Annotated in this window: 22 protein-coding genes, 1 tRNA gene and 1 pseudogene; 17 read left to right on the top strand and 7 right to left on the bottom strand. The window is 34.5% G+C overall.

The features are described 5' to 3' along the window. Both LLA01S_RS12510 and LLA01S_RS02140 read left to right on the top strand, forming a co-directional pair. Nucleotides 1-386, top strand: a 386-nt coding sequence (locus LLA01S_RS12510) for an ATP-binding protein (RefSeq protein WP_061777774.1), incomplete at its 5' end; no start/stop codon positions are given. Between the two features lie 3 nt (nt 387-389). Next, nucleotides 390-1,826, top strand: coding sequence for a hypothetical protein (locus tag LLA01S_RS02140; RefSeq protein ID WP_061777773.1), 1,437 nt, complete (start codon nt 390-392; stop codon nt 1,824-1,826). A 700-nt stretch (nt 1,827-2,526) separates the two neighbouring features. On the opposite strand, the gene LLA01S_RS02135 is transcribed toward LLA01S_RS02140, so the two are convergent. Further along, nucleotides 2,527-2,613: transfer RNA gene (locus LLA01S_RS02135), tRNA-Ser, on the bottom strand. Between the two features lie 162 nt (nt 2,614-2,775). On the opposite strand from LLA01S_RS02135, the gene LLA01S_RS02130 reads away from it, so the two are divergent. Further along, a complete protein-coding gene (locus tag LLA01S_RS02130) occupies nt 2,776-3,969 on the top strand; it encodes an argininosuccinate synthase (protein WP_061777772.1) in 1,194 nt (397 codons plus the stop codon). 28 nt (nt 3,970-3,997) lie between these two features. Further along, nucleotides 3,998-5,377, top strand: coding sequence for an argininosuccinate lyase (gene argH, locus LLA01S_RS02125; protein WP_061777771.1), 1,380 nt, complete (start codon nt 3,998-4,000; stop codon nt 5,375-5,377). Nucleotides 5,378-5,393: 16 nt separating this feature from the next. Here the strand turns inward: argH and LLA01S_RS02120 are convergent, their stop codons facing one another. Beyond that, nucleotides 5,394-6,590, bottom strand: coding sequence for a multidrug efflux MFS transporter (locus LLA01S_RS02120; protein WP_061777770.1), 1,197 nt, complete (start codon nt 6,588-6,590; stop codon nt 5,394-5,396). A gap of 192 nt (nt 6,591-6,782) precedes the next feature. Between LLA01S_RS02120 and LLA01S_RS02115 the strand changes: the two genes are divergently transcribed. The 12 genes from LLA01S_RS02115 (at nt 6,783) to LLA01S_RS02065 (ending at nt 13,928) form a co-directional block, all read left to right on the top strand. After that, nucleotides 6,783-7,358 (top strand): TetR/AcrR family transcriptional regulator, encoded by a 576-nt coding sequence (locus tag LLA01S_RS02115; RefSeq protein WP_011675184.1) that lies wholly within the window; start codon nt 6,783-6,785, stop codon nt 7,356-7,358. A gap of 156 nt (nt 7,359-7,514) precedes the next feature. Continuing rightward, nucleotides 7,515-7,868, top strand: coding sequence for a ribonuclease P protein component (gene rnpA, locus LLA01S_RS02110; RefSeq protein WP_011675185.1), 354 nt, complete (start codon nt 7,515-7,517; stop codon nt 7,866-7,868). Next, nucleotides 7,865-8,674, top strand: a complete 810-nt coding sequence (locus tag LLA01S_RS02105; protein WP_061777769.1) for a YidC/Oxa1 family membrane protein insertase — start codon at nt 7,865-7,867, stop codon at nt 8,672-8,674. The genes rnpA and LLA01S_RS02105 overlap by 4 nt, the downstream gene beginning before the upstream one ends. An 87-nt stretch (nt 8,675-8,761) precedes the next feature. Next, nucleotides 8,762-9,676, top strand: coding sequence for an RNA-binding cell elongation regulator Jag/EloR (gene jag, locus LLA01S_RS02100; RefSeq protein WP_061777768.1), 915 nt, complete (start codon nt 8,762-8,764; stop codon nt 9,674-9,676). 131 nt (nt 9,677-9,807) lie between these two features. Then, nucleotides 9,808-9,942, top strand: coding sequence for a 50S ribosomal protein L34 (rpmH, locus tag LLA01S_RS02095; protein ID WP_003131818.1), 135 nt, complete (start codon nt 9,808-9,810; stop codon nt 9,940-9,942). A 176-nt stretch (nt 9,943-10,118) separates the two neighbouring features. Beyond that, the gene (locus LLA01S_RS02090; RefSeq protein ID WP_011675188.1) at nt 10,119-11,030 is read left to right on the top strand and encodes an aldo/keto reductase; all 912 of its coding nucleotides are present in this window, start codon (nt 10,119-10,121) and stop codon (nt 11,028-11,030) included. 69 nt (nt 11,031-11,099) lie between these two features. Beyond that, the gene (locus LLA01S_RS02085) at nt 11,100-11,414 is read left to right on the top strand and encodes a helix-turn-helix domain-containing protein (protein WP_011675189.1); all 315 of its coding nucleotides are present in this window, start codon (nt 11,100-11,102) and stop codon (nt 11,412-11,414) included. A 176-nt stretch (nt 11,415-11,590) separates the two neighbouring features. Then, nucleotides 11,591-11,749 (top strand): class IIb bacteriocin, lactobin A/cerein 7B family, encoded by a 159-nt coding sequence (locus LLA01S_RS12085; protein WP_011675190.1) that lies wholly within the window; start codon nt 11,591-11,593, stop codon nt 11,747-11,749. 82 nt (nt 11,750-11,831) lie between these two features. Then, nucleotides 11,832-12,512: a CPBP family intramembrane glutamic endopeptidase gene (locus tag LLA01S_RS02080; RefSeq protein WP_011675191.1), complete on the top strand. Its 681-nt coding sequence runs from the start codon at nt 11,832-11,834 to the stop codon at nt 12,510-12,512. A 294-nt stretch (nt 12,513-12,806) separates the two neighbouring features. Continuing rightward, entirely contained in the window at nt 12,807-13,073 is a 267-nt protein-coding gene (locus LLA01S_RS02075; protein WP_003131820.1) for an IreB family regulatory phosphoprotein, read from the top strand. Continuing rightward, a complete protein-coding gene (gene ruvX / locus LLA01S_RS02070; protein ID WP_011675192.1) occupies nt 13,073-13,504 on the top strand; it encodes a Holliday junction resolvase RuvX in 432 nt (143 codons plus the stop codon). Before LLA01S_RS02075 ends, ruvX begins: the two co-directional genes overlap by 1 nt. A 100-nt stretch (nt 13,505-13,604) precedes the next feature. Further along, complete coding sequence (locus LLA01S_RS02065) at nt 13,605-13,928, top strand: DUF1292 domain-containing protein (protein ID WP_003131822.1); 324 nt, start codon at nt 13,605-13,607, stop codon at nt 13,926-13,928. A gap of 29 nt (nt 13,929-13,957) precedes the next feature. Here the strand turns inward: LLA01S_RS02065 and LLA01S_RS02060 are convergent, their stop codons facing one another. The 4 genes and pseudogenes from LLA01S_RS02060 to LLA01S_RS02045 form a co-directional block, all read right to left on the bottom strand. Beyond that, nucleotides 13,958-14,509, bottom strand: a complete 552-nt coding sequence (locus tag LLA01S_RS02060) for a TMEM175 family protein (RefSeq protein WP_061777767.1) — start codon at nt 14,507-14,509, stop codon at nt 13,958-13,960. 89 nt (nt 14,510-14,598) lie between these two features. Next, nucleotides 14,599-15,384 (bottom strand): SDR family NAD(P)-dependent oxidoreductase, encoded by a 786-nt coding sequence (locus LLA01S_RS02055; RefSeq protein WP_021213054.1) that lies wholly within the window; start codon nt 15,382-15,384, stop codon nt 14,599-14,601. Nucleotides 15,385-15,404: 20 nt separating this feature from the next. Continuing rightward, nucleotides 15,405-15,715 (bottom strand): annotated as a pseudogene (locus LLA01S_RS02050) (DUF2316 family protein). 9 nt (nt 15,716-15,724) lie between these two features. Continuing rightward, the gene (locus tag LLA01S_RS02045) at nt 15,725-16,510 is read right to left on the bottom strand and encodes an SDR family oxidoreductase (RefSeq protein ID WP_011675197.1); all 786 of its coding nucleotides are present in this window, start codon (nt 16,508-16,510) and stop codon (nt 15,725-15,727) included. Between the two features lie 118 nt (nt 16,511-16,628). Here LLA01S_RS02045 and LLA01S_RS02040 point away from each other — a divergent pair, with 118 nt between their 5' ends. Continuing rightward, entirely contained in the window at nt 16,629-17,174 is a 546-nt protein-coding gene (locus tag LLA01S_RS02040) for a TetR/AcrR family transcriptional regulator (protein ID WP_011675198.1), read from the top strand. A gap of 65 nt (nt 17,175-17,239) precedes the next feature. Here LLA01S_RS02040 and LLA01S_RS02035 read toward each other — a convergent pair whose 3' ends face one another. Further along, nucleotides 17,240-19,183 carry an alpha-amylase family glycosyl hydrolase gene (locus LLA01S_RS02035; RefSeq protein ID WP_061777766.1) on the bottom strand — a complete coding sequence of 648 codons (1,944 nt, stop codon included), beginning with the start codon at nt 19,181-19,183 and terminating at the stop codon, nt 17,240-17,242. Between the last annotated feature and the right edge of the window lie 88 nt (nt 19,184-19,271).

Raw genomic sequence — 19,271 nt, 5'->3', positions numbered from 1 at the left:
TACCACAAAAAATTAGTTTTGATAAAGAACTAAATGCTACTCTTCATATTGATGAAGTAATTTTAAAAAAAATTATCCGAATCTTTTTAGAGAACGCAAGTAAAACCGAAGATCCAAAAAGTGTATTAAAAATAGCTTTATTAAGACAAGGAGATTCTATTGATATCTCTGTTTCCAATGAAGGGGTAAATTTTATTTACGAGGAGAAGAAGGCTATCTCCAAGCTCAATCTTTCCGATGATACTCTAGAAACAAGAACAACTATTGGACTTTCTCTTATCAACGAGTATGCTGAAGCTTGTGGAGCGTGGTTTTTTCTATCTGATAATTTCCCCAGTGGAAATGTATTTCATCTTGTATTTAATCAAAACCAAGAAAAGAGATAAGATTTGATTAAACTCGAAAAATTTACCCGTTATTGTTTAATTGGTTTAACTTCCCTTGCTTTGTTAATGATGATTTTCATATTCTCTACTGAATCAGGTAACGTTAACCCGTTTGTTGTTATAATAACCATGGTCCTTCTATATTTTATATTACGATTTATCAATGGCTTACTGAGAAAATCTTCCAAACGACAATTAAGAAACATTGTTATAGGTTCTGTTTTAGCCGTGACTATCCTTGCCATACTGAATGTCGTTTTCTTTAGAGTTCATCTATTTGGTGATGTCCAAATATGTATTGATATGGCTAGAAAAATTAGTCAAAATAATTTTGAATGGAGTAACTGGATTTTACAATATAAAAATCTTGTTCCCCTAACTATTTTATACAGTTGGATGATGAAAATTGGGCAGTTTTTACACACTGGTTTTTATCCTATTTTTTTTGCATATAATATTAGCTTACTTATAGGAAGTCTTGTATTAACGTTGCTAACCCTCTGGCACAAAAAACCACAAAGTGCTGCACTTGCAGGCTTGTTAGCGATAGTTCTTCCTGTATTTTATAGTTTTATTATACAAGTTGGTTATACTGATGGAGCTAGTATACTCGCTTTATCACTCTTAATCTTTCTTTTTGAATACAATCATCTAAATTGGTGGAAATTGATATTACTCACCTTTGTTTTTGCTTATGGCTATCTAATGCGACCCAATATCATCATTGCTCTGGTAGCTCTATTTATAATTGGACTTTTCACATATAAAAAACAAAATAATATTTTTAAATTAGTCAGTAAGCTTTTTATTTTTTGTTTCTTAGGAATTATACTTGCTACTAGTACGAGTAAAATTTTTGATGCAACTTATCATTATAATGCTAATAATCCTAAGCAATTCCCTGTGGTGCACTGGATTTATATGAGATTGAATCAAGAAAAAATTGGTCAATATAACAAAGCTGATCGCAGTTATACTCTGAATCACGAAGGTTTTTCTTCGGCTCAAAATGCTGATATCGCAGGAATTAAAAATAGATTATTAAATTATAGACCACTGACTTTGGGGTTACACTTCATCAACAAATATGGTATTTTGTGGCATGAAGGAACTTTTCAAACTTTGACAGATTATCAAAAGAATTATATTTTTGCTCCAAAATTATTTTTAAAATATTCTAAACTTATCTTTTTAGTTTCTCAAGTATTTTCGAAAGCTTTAATAAGTCTGTTTTTATTTTTTTTAGTTTTAGAATTATTACGTAAGAAACCAATTCCTAGAAATTCTATTTTATTATCATTATTGATAATATTTGGAATAAGCCTTTTTCATACCATCATTTGGGAGGTGAAAACACGCTATCAATTCATGACTTTCTTTTTACTATTTTTTGTAGGAGTCTATGCAATGGTTGAATATTTTGAAAAAGATAATTTTTAGAAATTTATATGTTTCTAAATTAGTCAATTTTTATTTATGCTAAAATTACCTACCTTATAAAGAATTCATAAAGTGCCTGTTCTAAAAAACATAAAAGCAGACATTTATCTGTTGTTTGCGCTCAATATTGATAGGTGACTTACTAAGTGGTTGTTTTGTGAGGACTAATCCTTTCCTAGTGATTATTTCCTATTTAATAGTTTATGTATTTTTCAAATCTAAATTTAGATTGTTTTATGATGATAGGTTATTCCTATCATTTTTTTTGAGCCTGTTAAGATTCCTAAGTATGTTGATTTGGAAGATTTAGTTTAAAAAACAAGAGCTTTCTGTGTTATTCATCTATCAAGGTTATAGATATTGGGAAGTAGATTATGAAATTATTATAATTGTCATCTCTGATTTTGAAACGTGGTATTTTATGAACAATTTCTTGTAAATTTACTTAATTAAGCAATGGATAGAGAAGACTAATTTTCATTTGATTTGGATATTTTTATTTTCCTACAGTTAAATTTTTTCCTTAATATTCGATATGTGTGCTATTCATATTTGATTAATGAGAATATGGAACCTGATAATTTTGAATAAAAAAACCTCCTGATGTAATCTTATACATACAGGAGGAAAAGGAGTAAGCGTATTTAATACTATCATTTTTCTTATATAATAGAGTTGAGAATAAAGAACTCTACTTATAAGGAGTCAAGGGGATTTGAACCCCTGCGCCGCTTTACAAGGTTCGACGGATTTCGAGTCCGCTGCATTATCACTCTGCCATGGCTCCGCTCCCTTATCTAATTTCATTATACCATAGTTAATTACCTTCCAGAAATAATATGAAATAAGAATAACTAAAATAAAAAAACGCATATTTATACAAAAATGTTGACAAATGAATAAATATGCTGTACAATTGCATTTATATTAATTTGAAAGAAGAAAAATGATGGGAAACAAAAAAATTGTCTTGGCATATTCAGGTGGATTGGATACGAGTGTCGCTGTAAAATGGCTGACTGATAAAGGTTTTGATATCATTGCCGCTTGCATGGATGTTGGTGAAGGGAAGGACTTGAATTTTATTCATGATAAAGCACTCCAAGTTGGTGCGGTAGAGTCTGTTGTTCTAAACTGTAAGGCCGAATTCGCTGAAATCTTCGTTGGTGCTGCCCTCAAAGGAAATTTGATGTATGAAAATAAATATCCTTTAGTATCAGCATTAAGCCGCCCTTTAATTGCTAAAAAATTAGTAGAGGTGGCTAAAGAAAAAGGGGCAACCGCAATTGCTCATGGCTGTACAGGTAAAGGAAATGATCAAGTTCGTTTTGAAGTAGCAATCCATTCACTTGCGCCAGAACTTGAAGTGATTGCTCCAGTCCGTGAGTGGCATTGGGCTCGTGAGGAAGAAATCGAGTATGCTAATCAAAATGGTGTTCCGATTCCTGCTGATTTGGATAATCCTTATTCTATTGATATGAATTTATGGGGACGTGCCATTGAAGCAGGAGTTCTTGAAAATCCTTGGAATACCTGCCCTGAAGATGCTTTCTTCATGACTAATTCTGTTGAGGATGCTCCGAATGAACCTGAGTTTATTGAAGTTGAGTTTAAAGAAGGTTTGCCAATTGCTTTGAATGGAAAAATCATGGAATTGCATGAAATTATTAAAGAAGTGAATATTATTGCAGGCAAACACGGTGTGGGTCGGATTGATCATATTGAAAACCGCTTGGTTGGGATTAAATCACGTGAATTTTATGAATGTCCAGCTGCTATTACCTTATTAAAAGCCCACAAGGATTTGGAAGATTTAACTTTTGTTCGAGAATTAGCACATTTCAAGCCCGTTCTTGAAAATGAATTAGCAAATTTGATTTACAATGGCTTATGGTTTAATCCTGCGACTAAAGCTTTAATAGCTTACCTTGATGAAACACAAAAAGTAGTTAATGGCATCGTGAGAATTAAATTATACAAAGGTTTAGCGACTCCAATAGGACGTAAGTCAACCAATTCTCTTTATAGTGAAAAATTGGCAACCTACACTGCAGCTGATGAGTTTGACCAGGCAGCGGCAGTTGGATTTATTAAACTTTGGGGCTTGCCTACTCAGGTTAATGCTCAAGTAAATCTCAAATAAAAGATGAAAAAATTTGGAAAGTGAGAGAATGGTAGAAAAACTTTGGGGAGGACGTTTTGAAGCCTCATTAGATAAACAAACTGAAGAATTTGGTGCATCAATTAAATTTGAACAAAGACTTGCTCCTTTTGATTTAAAGGGCTCTTTAGCTCATGTGAAAATGTTAGGTGAAACAGGGATTATCACTGCTGAGGAAGCTACAACAATTGCTAATGGGCTGATAAAAGTAGAAGAAAAACTTATGAAGGGTCAAATTGAGTTCAAAATTGAAAATGAAGACATTCATATGAATATGGAAACTTATCTTCATGATGAAATTGGTCCACTTGCAGGAAAACTTCATACCGCTCGGTCTAGAAATGATCAAGTAGCAACCGATATGCACCTCTATCTCAAAAGTGTTTTATCTGATCTTTTAAAAGCTTTAAGAACGCTTCGTGAAACTATTGTAAATCTTTCTGTAAACCATGTTGACACTCTTTTTCCGGGTTATACTCATTTGCAACATGCCCAACCGATTTCTTTTGCCCAACATTTAATGGCCTATTATCAAATGTTTACTCGAGATTTTGAACGCTTTGAATTTAATGTAAAACATACTGATATGAATCCTTTAGGAGCAGCAGCTTTGGCTGGAACTACTTTTCCAATTGACAGGGAGTTAACCACAAATTTGCTTCAATTTGAGAAAGCCTATGCTAATTCCATGGATGCTGTCAGTGATCGTGATTTTATTTTGGAATTCTTGTCAAACTCTAGTTTGTTGATGATGCATTTATCAAGATTATGTGAAGAACTTTTGCTTTGGTCTAGTCATGAATTCAATTTTGTTAGTTTATCAGATAATTATTCTACGGGGTCCTCCATCATGCCACAAAAAAAGAATCCAGATATGGCTGAATTGATTCGAGGAAAGAGCGGAAGAGTTTATGGAAATCTTATGTCTTTATTGACTGTCATGAAGGGACTTCCTTTAACTTACAACAAAGACTTACAAGAAGACAAAGAGGGAATGTTTGACAGTGCTGATACCATATTAACATCATTGAGTGTTATGGATGGAATGTTGTCAACCATGACTGTAAACCGTGTAAACATGGAAAAGGCGACAGAGCAAGATTTTTCAAATGCAACCGAGCTGGCTGATTATCTTGCGGCAAAAGGTCTTCCTTTTAGGGAGGCACACGAATTAGTAGGTCAATTAGTTTTAACATGCATAAAAAAAGGAATTTATCTTCAAGAGGTGAGCTTAAAAGACTATCAAGCTTTGTCTCAATTAATAGAAGAAGACGTTTATGAAATTTTGCAATCTAGAACGGCTGTTTCAAGAAGGAATTCTTTAGGTGGAACTGGTTTTGAATCGATTAAGAAGCAAATTGAACAAGCAAAAAAAGAGCTTCAAAAATGAAGCTCTTTTTATACAATTACTTTTTTAGTGTAACTGAATTATTGTGTGTAAAGTAGTTGATCAGATTGAAGATGACAAGGATTGCTGAACCTACAAATACATAACGATAGTCGATAAAACCAGCAATAGCTGAGCCTAATAGAGGACCAGCAAAGGCACCGATTGATTGAGCGGATTGATTGTAAGAGAAAATACGGCCGGTGACAGCTTGAGGAGATTCTTTGGCCAGAATAGCTTGAACAGATGGTAAAATCGCAGCATCAGAAATTCCGACAAAGAGTCTTATAACAATCAGAAACCAAACATTAGTTGTCAGTGCGGTAATTGAAAAGACAATAAGTGAGAAGAAAAGTCCAAAGCCAAGAATTTTTCTTTGACCGACTTTATCACCAAGTCTCCCTAAAAACGGGGCAGCAACTAAGGTTACTATTCCTGGAGCGGCGGCGACAAGCCCAGCCATGAAAGTGATATTCCCTTGACCATGCATGAGTTCCTGTACATAGAGTGAAAGAACAGGATTAATGGATTGATTGGTCATTTGGGTAATCAATGTTGCGAAAAACATTCCCCATATTATTGCAGGGTGTGTGACAACTTCCCATACTTGTTTGTAGGAGAGCATGTTTTTCTTTTCAACTGGTTTAAAAGTTTCTTTGACCAAAAAAAGTGCAAGGAAAAAAACAAGGAACATGATGATACCTGTAACGCTAAAGACACGACGATATCCAGTTATATTAACGAGGACCCCACCAACTATAGGTCCGATTAATGTTCCAGCTACAGAACCTGTTGTGAGTAATGATAAAACTGAACCTGATTTTTCTTTGGGTGCCGAGCTTGCCATCAAAGCCATTGAATTGGATACAAAGCCAGAAAAAGCACCAAGCAACATTCTCAAAATAAGGAGTTGCCAAGCAGCCGTGACGAAAGCCATTAGAGAAATTGAAATGGCCATTCCGAGAGAGGCTCTTAAGAGCATCAACTTTCGACCTTTTTGGTCAGCTAATCTTCCCCATAGGGGAGAAACGATGGCTAAAACAATAAAAGTAGATGAGAAAACCAGCCCAGACCAAATGTTTAATTCTGTTTTTGAATAGTGACCTAGTGTTCCGATATAGAGTGATATAAAAGGGGAAATAAGGCTTGAGCCAATTCCCGTCATAAATGTCCCAAACCAAAGGACGATTAAATTTCGTTGCCATGATTCTTTCATGAATAAATGTACTTCTTTCTTGATGTATTCATAATAATATTATAAAACTATTGTTCGTAGTTTGTCAATGACGAATCATCACTTGAAAAAGAGAGTGAATAGTTTTATACTGAAATAAGATGCTTTGAGATGAAAAAAATCTCAAACTTCAAGAAAACTTTCTAATCAGAAGGTACTGAAAGGAATCCTATTATGGCAAGGATTGCATTAACCCGCGATAAAATTGTTCAAGCGACAATCAAGTTAGCTAGTGAAATTGGACTCTCTAATGTGAGTTTCCCTCGTTTAGCAGAATATTTTGGAATTAAAGCTCCGTCACTCTACAATCATTTTAAAAATATGGAAGAAGTCCGAGTAGCGACTGCAGTTTACTTACAAAAAGAACTAAATCATGAATTGACTCATGCAATGGTAGGCTTGACGCCTTTAGCCGCCCTTAGAGCTTATGCTGAAAGCTATAAAAAATTTGCCGAAAAATATGAAGCAGTTTATGAATTAATTAATGTGATACATCAGACAAATAATGGTGAACTTGAATATTTAGCAAAGGAAAATATTCGCTTGGTTCGTCGTAGTTTAGAAAATTTTAATTTATCAGAAGAAGAGAATTTTCATATTAGTCGAATGTTTAGGTCAACTTTGCACGGCTTTATTACTTTGACGCAATTAGGTTATTTTCGTCAGTCAGGCTCAATTTCTAAAGAAGAGTCGTTTACTTATATGGTAGATCATCTGCTTAGTACGCTTAATGATAAACATAGTATTTAAGAGAATAAAATATTCCTATCAAACAAAGTTAGAATAACAAACAAAAAGGAGTTATGGAATATTTTGAATAAAAGAACGTTTTCATTTGAAATAGTGACTTTTTAGCAACTTTATGATAAAATTAGTACGATAATTTCTAAAATGGGAGAGAGTGGCTTGGCTATAAAAAAAACATATCGCGTTAAACGCTCAAAGGATTTTGACCAAATTTTTTCAGCGAAACATAGCTTTGCCAATAAAAGATTTGTAGTATATAAATTAAATACAAATCAGCCTCATTTTCGTGTAGGGCTATCAGTAAGTAAGAAACTTGGGCATGCGGTTTTGCGTAATCGAATTAAACGTCTTTTGCGACATGCAGTAGCTGAATTTAAACCTTATTTGGTAGATGAAGATTTTGTAATCATCGCTCGTTCGGGTGTTGAGACACTTAGTTTTGAAGAAGTAAAGAAAAATCTGAGACACGTGTTGAAGTTGTCAAAAATCTATGTGGATGGAGAAAACGATTGAAAAAGAAATTTAGTTTGATCGCAATGGCGGGAGCTGCCCTTTTGTTACTTACAGCCTGTGGAACCACGGCAGTAACAGGTAGCTCAAGCAATCTTTGGGATCAAATCGTATATGGCTTTGCGCAGGTTATTCGTTTCTTGTCATTTGGTGGTTTGACCGGAGTTGGTATTATTTTATTCACAATTATTATTTGGGCGGCATTGCTCCCGTTGATGAATATCCAAATCAAATCTAGCCAACGTATGCAAGAAATTCAGCCAGAAATTAAAAAAATTCAGGCTAAATATCCAAGCAAAGATATGGAATCTCGTCGTTTGATGAATGAAGAGATTCAAAAACTTTATGCTGAAAACAAAGTTAACCCTTATATGGGATGTTTACCTTTGGTTGTTCAGATGCCAGTGCTTTGGGCACTTTATCAAGCCTTGTCTCGTGTAGACTTTTTGAAACACGGAACTTTCCTCTGGTTTGAAATTGGAGCAAAAGATCCAACTTTTATTTTACCTATATTGGCAGCAATCTTTACTTTCTTGAGCTCATATTTAATGATGAAGTCTGCTCCTGAAAGAAATGCAATGACGACTTCAATGACTTATATTATGCCGATTTTCATCTTGATTATGGGTGTAAACTTTGCGTCCGGAATTGCACTTTACTGGGTAATATCTAATGCTTTCCAAGTCTTTCAAACGATGTTGTTAGCTAATCCATACAAGATTATTGCAGCGCGAGAAGCTAAGGTACAGGTCGAAAAAGATAAAGTTAAAGCTCGTGAAAAAGCATTGAAGAAGGCAAGAAAAAAATAAAAAATACCATTGGCAGTTTTTATTTTAATTGGAAGTTGTGCTAGAAATTGTCAATAGGCTTTATCATATGACAGGAGTAGTTTGATTATGGCTATTTTTACTGGTGAAACGGTCGAAGATGCAATTGATCGTGGTTTAAATCGATTAGGCGTTAAGCGCGAGAATGTTCATATTCATATTGAACAAAAAGATAAAAAAGGTTTCTTGGGATTTGGAAAGAAACGGGCTCGGGTTAATATCGAGCCAATCCATGAGGAAACGGTGCGTAAAGCTGATCATTTGGCTGAACGTGGTGTAGATGATACAATTAATCTTGGCGTTCCTAAATCACAATCCGCAATGGAAGCAACGCTTGAGCTAAGTCAAGTTGTTAAAGCGGTTCGTGCGGCTGAGAGAGAACAAAACGGCGAAATCACTGAAGAAGAGCGTAATGCGATTATTGAAGTGGCCAAAAAAACAGTTGTTCAAAATCGCCAAGGAACAACAGATTTTTCTGATGTTGTTGCAGCTGTTAAAGAAGAAGTTGAAGCTAAAAAAGAAGTTTCAAATGAAGAAGAAAAAATTGCTTCAAAAATTTCAAGCTACTTGACCACGATTACCCAAGAAATGGGAATTGCAACTCGTGTTTCAGTTTCTCGTGATGGGAATTTGACGGTCTTTAACTTGACTTCTAACCATGATGCTCTACTTATTGGTAAGCATGGGAAAATTTTGCAAAGTTTACAGATTTTAGCAAAAGCCTATGCAAACAGCATTTTAAATACACGAATGAATGTCGCTGTAAACGTTGGAGATTATCATGAAAAACGGAAAGCTTACATTGTAAGCTTGGCTCACCGGGCAGCAGAGCGTGCGCGTGGGGGTGAAACTGTTTATATCAATGATTTACAATCTAACGAGCGTAAAATTGTTCACACGATTATTGGTCAAGAAAATGGTGTGTCAAGTCATTCAGAAGGGCAAGAATATAATCGCTATATTGTTGTCTCTAAAGAGATTTAGCCTTGACAAAAGACCTTTCATAGTGTAGAATTGTAAGGTATGCTTTTAATAGCAGTAAACTAAGATGAAAGGAACACCGAAAAGGTGGAGCTACTTTCAACCAAAAGTGAAGTAGCCCAGGGACTTATATAATGAAACGTACTTACCAACCACACAAAAAATCTCGTAAGACTACTCACGGATTCCGTAGCCGCATGGCAACTAAAAACGGACGTCGTGTCCTTGCAGCTCGTCGTCGTAAAGGACGTGCTTCACTTACAGTTTAATTTGTAAATGAAATAGAAACCAGCATCTGCTGGTTTTTTTTTATTTAAAAAAATAAAATTTTGTTAAACGGTTTCATTTATTGTGGTATAATAGCTTTATTGATTAATTAATGGAGTTTTCCTTTAGTAATTGAAGTATAAGGTAAAATTTCATATCTGATAAGGAGATTTTTATCGTGAAAACATTTAAGATTGGTGAACTTGAAGCTTCTCAAATTATTCTAGGATGTATGAGAATTAATGAAGAAGGAAAAGACCCCGTTGCTGTAATTGAAACTTCAGTTGAAGAAGGAATTAATTTCTTTGACCATGCGGATATCTATGGTGGTGGAGCTTGTGAATCGATTTTTGCTGATGCCTTAAACAAATCATCAGTCAAACGAGAAGACATTATATTACAGTCAAAATGTGGTATTGTTCCAGGAAAAATGTTTGACTTTTCAAAAGAACATATCCTTGAATCGGTTGAAGGAAGTCTGAGTCGCTTAAAGACGGACTACTTGGATACTTTGCTCTTGCATCGTCCAGATACTTTGGTTGAACCTGAAGAGGTAGCAGAAGCTTTTTATGAGCTTGAAAAAGCTGGAAAAGTACGTTATTTTGGAGTCTCTAATCAAAATCCAGGTCAGGTTGAACTTTTAAAAACAGCCGTGAAAGAACCTTTGTTATTCAATCAATTACAGTTTGGTTTGAAACATACAGGTATGATTGATGCTGGTATTCATGTCAATATGAGTGATGATGCTTCCTTTGTCCATGATAATGGAATTTTAGAATATTCTCGTATTAATAAGATGACTATTCAGGCTTGGTCACCTTTCCAATATGGCTTCTTTGAAGGAGTTTTTGTTGGGAATGAAAAATTCCCTGATTTGAATAAAAAATTGGAATATTATGCTGAAAAATATAATTCTACTCCAACGGGAATTGCTATTGCTTGGATTAATCGCCATCCAGCAAATATTCAAACGATTATTGGAACAATGACTTTGAGTCGAATTAAAGAAATTGCAGCTGCAGCAGATATCGTTTTGGAACGTGAAGAATGGTATGATTTATATATGGCGGCTGGAAATGTTTTGCCTTAAATCTAATAAGAATAAAAAACTAGCAATTAATAGCTAGTTTTTTTATTTAACTATGTTGAAGAGGTTTTGATGAAATTTTTAAAGTATTTTAAAGAAATAAGAATAAACAAAGACTCTAATCATTCGTTTAAGTTATTGAATTTTGAAGATTTAACAGATGATGAACTACTAGGAGTTTCGGGAGGTGGATTTTCTGATAATCTCCGACAAGAAAGGCTAGAAGCAGGGTGGACACAAGAAGAACTAGGGAAATTATTGTTTACTAGTAAACAGGCAGTTTGCAACTGGGAACATGGTCGGAGACAGCCAAATTTGATGCTGCTTCAAGAGATGTCAAACTTATTTGAGTGTTCAATAGATGCTCTATTGAAAGAGAGAAAGTAAAAACTAAAGTACACAAAAAGAATACTAAAAGACTATTGACCGAATATTCAGAAAAGAATAAAATATACTTGTAATTAGTTACGGATATTTGAAAAATTAATGGGTGATTTTAGTAGAAGTGCACATCGACTGAAAATGCTCAAAAAAGTCCAAATTGGACTAGAAAGTGTGTTCTTATGGAAGGACAAAAGATTTTTGAAGTGTTTGAAACGTTGACTGATGCTGAATTGATGGAGATTAGTGGGGGTGGAGGATTAATTAATTATTCTCAAAATTATCTTTCATCAGTCTTAATCGGAAGTGGAGATATTATCGGCGATATTTATGACCGTTAACTTAATCGCTTTTGTTAATTCTAGTGTATTTTAAGCTAAAGGATTGTTAATGTAATTTAGCAATCCTTTTTTGGGGACTTTTATGATTGAACGTATAAAAAAATCTTTACAGACTAAATTAAAAACGCTTCTAGTTTTACTAGTAACGGTAGTGCTTTACAATGGTTGGGAACCTAGTTTGGGTATTTTTCCGACTGGTTTTTATGATTTTACTTTTAATCATTATGGAGCGGTGGATATTTTAACTTTTTCTCTAATAATGATTATTGCTTACAAAAATGGAGCTTTTAGAAAGTTTTTTGATATTTTTCGTTGGAAAAATCTATTATTTATTTTATTTTTTATTATTGGTGGGATTGTTTTTATTGTGTTAGCGCATAAATTATATTTTCAAATGACGTCTGCTTTGGTGGCATTCCCAGAACATGGTGTGGATGTGGCAAACTCTCTTGCACGGACTCCGTTTTGGACACACTCTTTAGATTTATTTGTAATTGGGCCGATTTGTGAGGAACTTATTTTTCGTGAATATCTTTATCGACTTTTCGATAAAAAATGGTTGGCTTGCTTTGTAAGTGTCGTTGTGTTTGCATGGATACATACTGGTTTTACTTATTCCTTCTTTTTTTATTTGCCGATGAGTTTGGTTGTTACTTTGGCTTATCATCGACGTAAAGCAATTGGGGAGAGTATTATTCTTCACAGTTCGATAAACTTGATCAATAATTATTTGCCTTATTTGCTAAATTTCTTGGTGCCTTGAGTAGATAGGACTGTAATGTACATTATTTGGTGATTTTTCAAATTAGAATTCATATTTTATTTAAAAGTCTTTTCTAAAGACTTTTGTTTACTTTACTAGAGAAAACGGTTGAATTCAGGCAAAAAATAACGTATAATTAACATGTATCTAAGAAATTTTTAATGAGATATTTCTGTCAGTATTAGAAAATTTAAAGTTCTCTAAAGATGAGAAAGTTAAGTAACTGACAGAAGTGAAATTATTAGTTTTTAGTTTGATCTGGCTTTTTACAGATAAATTTAAAGGAGGTGTCTTATGAGTTTTACAGATGAAACAGTCCGTTTTGAATTTGGTGATTCGGACAAGAAAGAAATTGGCGAAACACTCGTTGATGTTTACAATGTACTTGAGGCTAAGGGTTACAATCCTATCAATCAAATCGTGGGTTATGTTTTGTCGGGAGACCCTGCTTATATCCCTCGTCATGATGATGCGCGTAATAAAATTCGCCGTTTTGACCGAGATGATATTGTTGAGGAATTAATCAAGAATTATTTGAAAGATAATGGTGTAAATTTATAGTGTTTGCACGAATTTTAGGTCTTGATGTTGGTACAAAAACGGTGGGTGTGTCTGTCAGTGATTTACTTGGGATGACCGCTCAGCCTGTTGAAACCATTAAGATTGATAGTGAAGCTGGTGAGCTCGGTTTTGATCGTCTAGCTGTCTTGATTAAAGAATACAAACCTGAAAAGGTGGTTCTTGGTCTTCCAAAACATATGAACGGAGATGAAGGCATTCGTGCTGAAGCTTCGCGTGATTATGGAACAAAGTTGGCCAATGAATTTAGCTTAGAAGTAGCCTATCAAGATGAACGTCTGACTACAGCTCAGGCTGAAAAAGTTTTAATTGACGGTGGAGTACGCCGCAAAGACCGAAAAAAATCGATTGATAAGTTAGCTGCTGTTTTGATTTTACAAAATTATCTGGATGCGCACGCATTAAAATTATAATTTTTGATTACTGACGAGCCTGTCAGTGATAATAAGTCTGCTTGTTTTGTTATAAGTAGCAAAAACTTCCTATAATTAAGGATGAAGAAAAGGAAATAGAATGACTCATACACATGATCACGAACATGACCACAATCATGAACCTGACTATATTACTTTAGTTGATGAAAACGGAAATGAAAGTTTATTCCAAATTTTGATTACCATTGATGGACAAGAAGAATTTGGTAAAAACTATGTTGTTTTACAACCGACTGAATTTGAAGAAGATGAACAAGGTCTTATTGACGTTTTAGCTTACTCATTTACTGAGAATGCTGACGGTACTGAAGGTGATTTACAACCAATCCCTGAAGATGCTGAAGATGAATGGGATATGATTGAAGAAGTCTTCAATAGTTTCATGGATGAACAAGAAGATTAAAATAAAAAGCTGTCATTAATTGACGGCTTTTATTTTTTTAAAAAGCTTGCTAGAGCAACGGCACCAAGCATGGCGACACAAACTAAGCCAATAGGAGGCCAGAACCAAACAATTGGAAGGGAAATTCCTAAAATAATGAAAATATTTCTACGAGAAATACTATGGGTAAGTTCTTTGTATTCTTTATCTGGATTTTCTTTGAGGAGTTCGTAATCCATGAGATGAAATACTGCTGTCCAGAGAAAAACAATGACGAGATAGAAGAATTCAGGGAGAAATTCAGTCGCATGTTTTCCGACCCAACCGGTAGTAAATGGGAAAAATGACATAATGAATAGACATAGCGTATTCAATAAGAAAATTCGAGGAGTAATATTTTTAATGTCGCGATAAAGTTGATGATGATTGTACCAGACGGTCATAATCATAAAAAAGCTCAAGGCATAGGCCAAAAGCGGAACCGTTAATTCTGTCAGGGCTGGCCAGCCGCTTTTATCAGGGGTTTTAAATTCTAAAACCATAATTATTGAAATGATAGCGTTGATAGCATCGGTAAAGGCTAAAAAACGTTCTTTTTCCATAAAATTATTTTATCATAAATATTAAGAATTTTTTACGAATAGATTGTAAGTTAAAAAATTACTGACCAATCTGTCAGTAATTTTTATATTTATTTTTTAAATTTACGCTTCAAGCCATTTTTAGCGACGTCTTTAATCACTTTGTTACGTAAGCCTGGTTCATAGTTATCATAAATTGTTCCGTCAAAATTAATAATTTGAGCATTGTGATTTTTTTCGTCAAAAATGAATTTACTAATCATTTGAGCTGTTTCTTCTGGAGATTTGACAAAAGGACTGTCACCAACTTTTGCGCCATTTAAATCTGTTGCAACAGCCCCAGGCATGATAGCAAAAATTTGTTTTTGTGATTTGTCTTTTTTAAATTGATGACCAAAAGCAAAAGTCATGGCATTCTGAGCGGCTTTTGAAGTGACATAGGCCAGCGGCATCCAATATTCCTGAGAAACGGGTACGGTGATGTTAATAATTTTAGCATTTTCGGTCAGTGAATGTGGAAGGAGTTCTGTAATCACTGCATGTGTTCCCAAAAAGTTGGTCTTGATTGTTTCTTCTAAGTCAGAACTAGAATAATCAAAAGCTGATTTTTCCATATCAAGATGTCCTTTATCTGAATGAATATTACCAGAAATTCCAGCATTATTAATGAGTAAGTCAATGTCTGTCAGTGCTGACAGGCTAGTTAATTGATTTAAGTCATCTAAATCAACTTTGACAAATTCCGCATTGATTCCTTCGGCCTTCAATTTTTCAACGGCTTCTTGTCCACGAGTCTCATTACGAGCTCCGACTAAAACTTCATAGCCACGATGACCGAGATTTTGCGCGAGAGCAAAACCAATTCCTTTATTTGCGCCTGTGATGAGTGTTTTCATTGTATTTCCTCCTTTAATTTCTAGCTGTCGCCCTTAGACATTTGTTGATGGTCAATTAAATCAGCATTTAAAAACCAGTGGCGGTGCCAATCTTCCGCTAAAGCATTAAAGGGAACAGGTTCTTGACCAGCATTTTTAACTTTTTCTAGCAAGTAATTTCTTAAAATCCAAGTGTCTTCTAGTGTTCTTTGTTTAAGTTTAAAAATTTTTTCAAGTTTGACTTCGCTAATTTTTAAATCATTAGCAATTTCAGATTTGCTGAGTCCTGTGAGCTCAAAGTTTTGACGGAGCTTTTTTTGGTGTTGTGCATTTGGAGTGGATTAAGTGACATTTTTCTCCCTTATTCTTTGTTTTTTGGAAAATAGTTACTGAGCATTTGATTAGAGAGAAGTTTGGTGTTTTCGTCACTATTAACTTTTCCCATTTGGTGAAGCTGTTTGGAAAAACCAGCATCAATTCGCTCTAAGCCATTTTCAAGTCCGGCTAAAGTTTCATTAATCAAATCCGAAAGGGCCATGTTATTAGGTGCGTCAGTATTTGTATGGCTTTCAAGATTTGTTTCGGCAACTAATGGTGGAACTAATTCTACAACCTTTAAAGATTTATCAAAATATTTGGCTTGTTCTCGAAGGGCATCAGAGTAAAAATGAACACTAGCTTTGGTTAAATTGTAAATAGGATGCGCACCGTCAGCCAGATTTGATAAGCCAGATGAAACGTTAATGACCATCCCATTATTTGCTACAAGAACTTCCAAAAAGGCTTGTGTGACAGCAATAGTTCCTAGTAAGTTAATATTAATTTCTTCTGTCAGTGCTCCTAGAGAATTGTCAGCTTGTTCAAACAAATTGATGGCACGCATAATTCCGGCACAATTCATGAGAAGGTCAAGCTTAGGGGAATTTTCATTGATGAAATTGACCAATTGGGACAGAGAATTTTCGTCAGCAACATCACTGACAAATCCTGAAAAAGTTGGATTTTCGCTTAAAATTTGATTGAGTCTATCTTCATTGCGTGCAGTGATGATAACTTTATTTCCTAATTCAGCAAATTTTTTTGCAAAACCTAGACCAATCCCGCTTGTACCGCCTGTGATTAAAATGGTATGTCCTGTAAATGTCATGATTTCTCCTTAACTATTGATAAAAGGTTATTATTTTTTATTTTTATAACCAACAAAACGAATTATAAACCAGAAAGTTATATTTGTAAAGAATTATAACTTGTGTTACAATTAATTTATGAACACACGTGAAAAAATATTAAAGAAGACAGAAGAATTTATCCTAAAAAATGGAATTGAAAAGTTGACCATTTCAAAAATTGCCAAAGAATTGAATATTAGTCAGCCAGCGATTTATAAACATTTTAAAAGTAAAGATGAACTTTTGACCATTCTATCACTTCGTTGGCTTAATGGTCAGACGCTTGTCAAAATTTTTCCTTTTGATACAAGTTCTTATGAGCATCAAAAAGATATTGTCCATGATTGGCTTTGGTCAGTAGCTATTGCCAAGTATGAAGCCCACAGAAATACACCAGAAATGTTTGCTCTATATACGACTTATATTGGTGAGAACTTAGAATTAGGACGCCAACATATTTTAGAAATGGTAGAGAGTTTAAAAACGGCGGCTAAACTAGAATCTTATGAGGAGGCTGGCGCTTATATCCAAGCTTTCGTTTATTTTCACCACCCAAAAATTGCCCCTCAGTGGGACGATCAATTTCAAACGCAATTTGAAAATCTCTGGACTTTGGTGGAACCAAATTTAAATGAATTTTAAAAATTACTGACAGACTTTTCGGATTTCTGTCAGTAAAAAAACCTGTCATTTGACAGGTTTTTTTACTATTTAATTTTAAACACCATCGCTGTTCTAGGTTCAAGAATCAAATTTAAAGTTCCTTTTGACCAACCAAAACTACTTCGGGGACCAAATCCCCCGAATTTTTGATCATCACTGTCAAAGATAAGTTCTGGTTTTTTAGAAAATTGGAGCTGAAGTTTTTGCTCATAACTAGGGTGGAAATTAAAGACAAAAACTAATTGTCTTTTTTTGTATGCCAGTAATTTATCCGAATCCTTAATCCAAAGCTGTTGAACAGGATCTGTACTTTCTAAAAATTTGAAATCATGTTCTAAATTGAGCATGGCTTGGTCAAATGCCAGTAAATATTTGAAACGTAAATTTTCGTTATCAGCAAGTGACCATTGTCTTCTAGCATGTTGAAAATCATCATGATTTTCTTCTCGAGGGAAATCGAGCCATTCAGGATGACCAAATTCGTTTCCCATGAAATTTAAATAACCTTCACCTGCTAGACTGAAAGTAATCAATCGAATTAACTTATGGAGGGCAATGGTACGGTCAATAATCAGAGATTGACTATTGATGTCCATGTTCCAATAGATTTCTTCATTAGCTAGCCACATCATCAGTGTTTTATCTCCAACTAAAGCTTGATCATGACTTTCTGAATAACCGATATTTTTTTCTCCAGGTCGTCTGGTCGTCAATTCCCACCATAAACTTAGCAAATCTAAACTATTATCTGTTTTTTCTTTCAATTGTTTAATCCAAAAATCAGGAATTCCCATTGACAAACGATAATCAAAACCAATTCCGCCAGCCGAGATAGGTAGTGCCATCCCAGGCATGGCAGACATGTCTTCAGCGATTGTTGTTGCTGATGGATTAAAGAGATGAGTTAGTTCATTAGCCAGCATCAAATATGTCACGGCTTCAACATCCGTATTAAGTGAAAAATACTTACTATAATCTGTAAAAACAGTTCCTAAACCATGGTCATGATAAAGCATTGAAGTTACTCCATCAAAACGAAAGCCATCGAAATGATAAATGTCTAGCCAAAATTTTAGATTTGATAGTAAAAAATGAAGGACTTCATCTTTGCCATAATTAAAAAGTTTCGTCTTCCAAGCTGGATGATTTCCCTGTTCGCCTTCATGAAAATACTGATTTTCTGTTCCATCAAAATAGTTGAGCCCATCCTCAATATTTTTTACAGCATGTGAATGAACCACGTCTAAAAGCACTTGCAAACCCAAACCATGTGCCTTATCAATCAATTCCATTAAATCTTCTGGCTGACCAAAGCGACTAGAGATGGCAAAAAAATTGGAAACTTGATAACCAAAACTAGCATAGAGCGGGTGTTCCATAATTGCCATCAGCTGAATGGTATTGTAACCATCTTTTTTAATTCTGGGTAAAACATCGCGCGTGAATTCTTTGTAAGAATTAATTTTGTATTCTTCGGTTGAAATCCCAATATGTGCCTCATAAATCAAAGGTGCTTCGCTTAGTTTAGGGCTTTTATTTTTCCATTCGTACTTAGGCTGAGTAATAACCCCGTCTAAACCATGATTTTCATTAGGAAGAGCATACATAATGTAAGAAGGAACACGATAAACAACTTCTCCAGTTGGCAAAAGCAACTTTATTTTTACTTTAGAACCTACAGGTAATAATCCAGGAACTGAAATTTCCCAAGTCCCGCCATAAGCCTGTTTTAGTTCATAGTTGTTTTCCCAATTGTTAAAGTCACCAACAAGCCAAGCTTTTTTAGCATTTGGTGCCCATTCGCGGAAAGTCCAGTGTTTACTTTCTTGTTGGAAGCCAAAATACTTATAGCCGTTCGCAAAATCAACTAAAGAACCATCAACGCCCAAAAGCCGTTTCTTAGTTCTAGCAAATTCAAAGAGGCGTAAAGACAAGTCATCTTTGAAAGGTTCCAAATAGGGGTCATAATCCAAGATATTTAGAGGCATAAGCTATTCTCCTTTTACTGACAATCATTTCTAGCACTATTTTAGCACTTTTGCAAAGGTTTTCATAATGGAATTAAAAATAAAAAAT

Origin of the sequence: Lactococcus cremoris subsp. cremoris NBRC 100676 (assembly GCF_001591705.1) — a bacterium.
Taxonomy (GTDB): Bacteria; Bacillota; Bacilli; order Lactobacillales; family Streptococcaceae; genus Lactococcus; species Lactococcus cremoris.
Note: the sequence above shows the minus strand (reverse complement) of the source record. Positions and strands in the feature narration are given on the sequence as shown.

Coding starts and splice junctions, on each gene's coding strand:
- LLA01S_RS02040 (WP_011675198.1), top strand. CDS start 16,629: ATGAACACACGTGAAAAAATATTAAAGAAGACAGAAGAATTTATCCTA.
- LLA01S_RS02115 (WP_011675184.1), top strand. CDS start 6,783: ATGGCAAGGATTGCATTAACCCGCGATAAAATTGTTCAAGCGACAATC.
- LLA01S_RS02130 (WP_061777772.1), top strand. CDS start 2,776: ATGGGAAACAAAAAAATTGTCTTGGCATATTCAGGTGGATTGGATACG.
- rpmH (WP_003131818.1), top strand. CDS start 9,808: ATGAAACGTACTTACCAACCACACAAAAAATCTCGTAAGACTACTCAC.
- LLA01S_RS02045 (WP_011675197.1), bottom strand. CDS start 16,510: ATGACATTTACAGGACATACCATTTTAATCACAGGCGGTACAAGCGGG.
- LLA01S_RS12085 (WP_011675190.1), top strand. CDS start 11,591: ATGGAAGGACAAAAGATTTTTGAAGTGTTTGAAACGTTGACTGATGCT.
- LLA01S_RS02055 (WP_021213054.1), bottom strand. CDS start 15,384: ATGAAAACACTCATCACAGGCGCAAATAAAGGAATTGGTTTTGCTCTC.
- LLA01S_RS02060 (WP_061777767.1), bottom strand. CDS start 14,509: ATGGAAAAAGAACGTTTTTTAGCCTTTACCGATGCTATCAACGCTATC.
- LLA01S_RS02120 (WP_061777770.1), bottom strand. CDS start 6,590: ATGAAAGAATCATGGCAACGAAATTTAATCGTCCTTTGGTTTGGGACA.
- LLA01S_RS02065 (WP_003131822.1), top strand. CDS start 13,605: ATGACTCATACACATGATCACGAACATGACCACAATCATGAACCTGAC.
- LLA01S_RS02085 (WP_011675189.1), top strand. CDS start 11,100: ATGAAATTTTTAAAGTATTTTAAAGAAATAAGAATAAACAAAGACTCT.
- LLA01S_RS02075 (WP_003131820.1), top strand. CDS start 12,807: ATGAGTTTTACAGATGAAACAGTCCGTTTTGAATTTGGTGATTCGGAC.
- argH (WP_061777771.1), top strand. CDS start 3,998: ATGGTAGAAAAACTTTGGGGAGGACGTTTTGAAGCCTCATTAGATAAA.
- LLA01S_RS02035 (WP_061777766.1), bottom strand. CDS start 19,183: ATGCCTCTAAATATCTTGGATTATGACCCCTATTTGGAACCTTTCAAA.
- LLA01S_RS02080 (WP_011675191.1), top strand. CDS start 11,832: ATGATTGAACGTATAAAAAAATCTTTACAGACTAAATTAAAAACGCTT.
- jag (WP_061777768.1), top strand. CDS start 8,762: ATGGCTATTTTTACTGGTGAAACGGTCGAAGATGCAATTGATCGTGGT.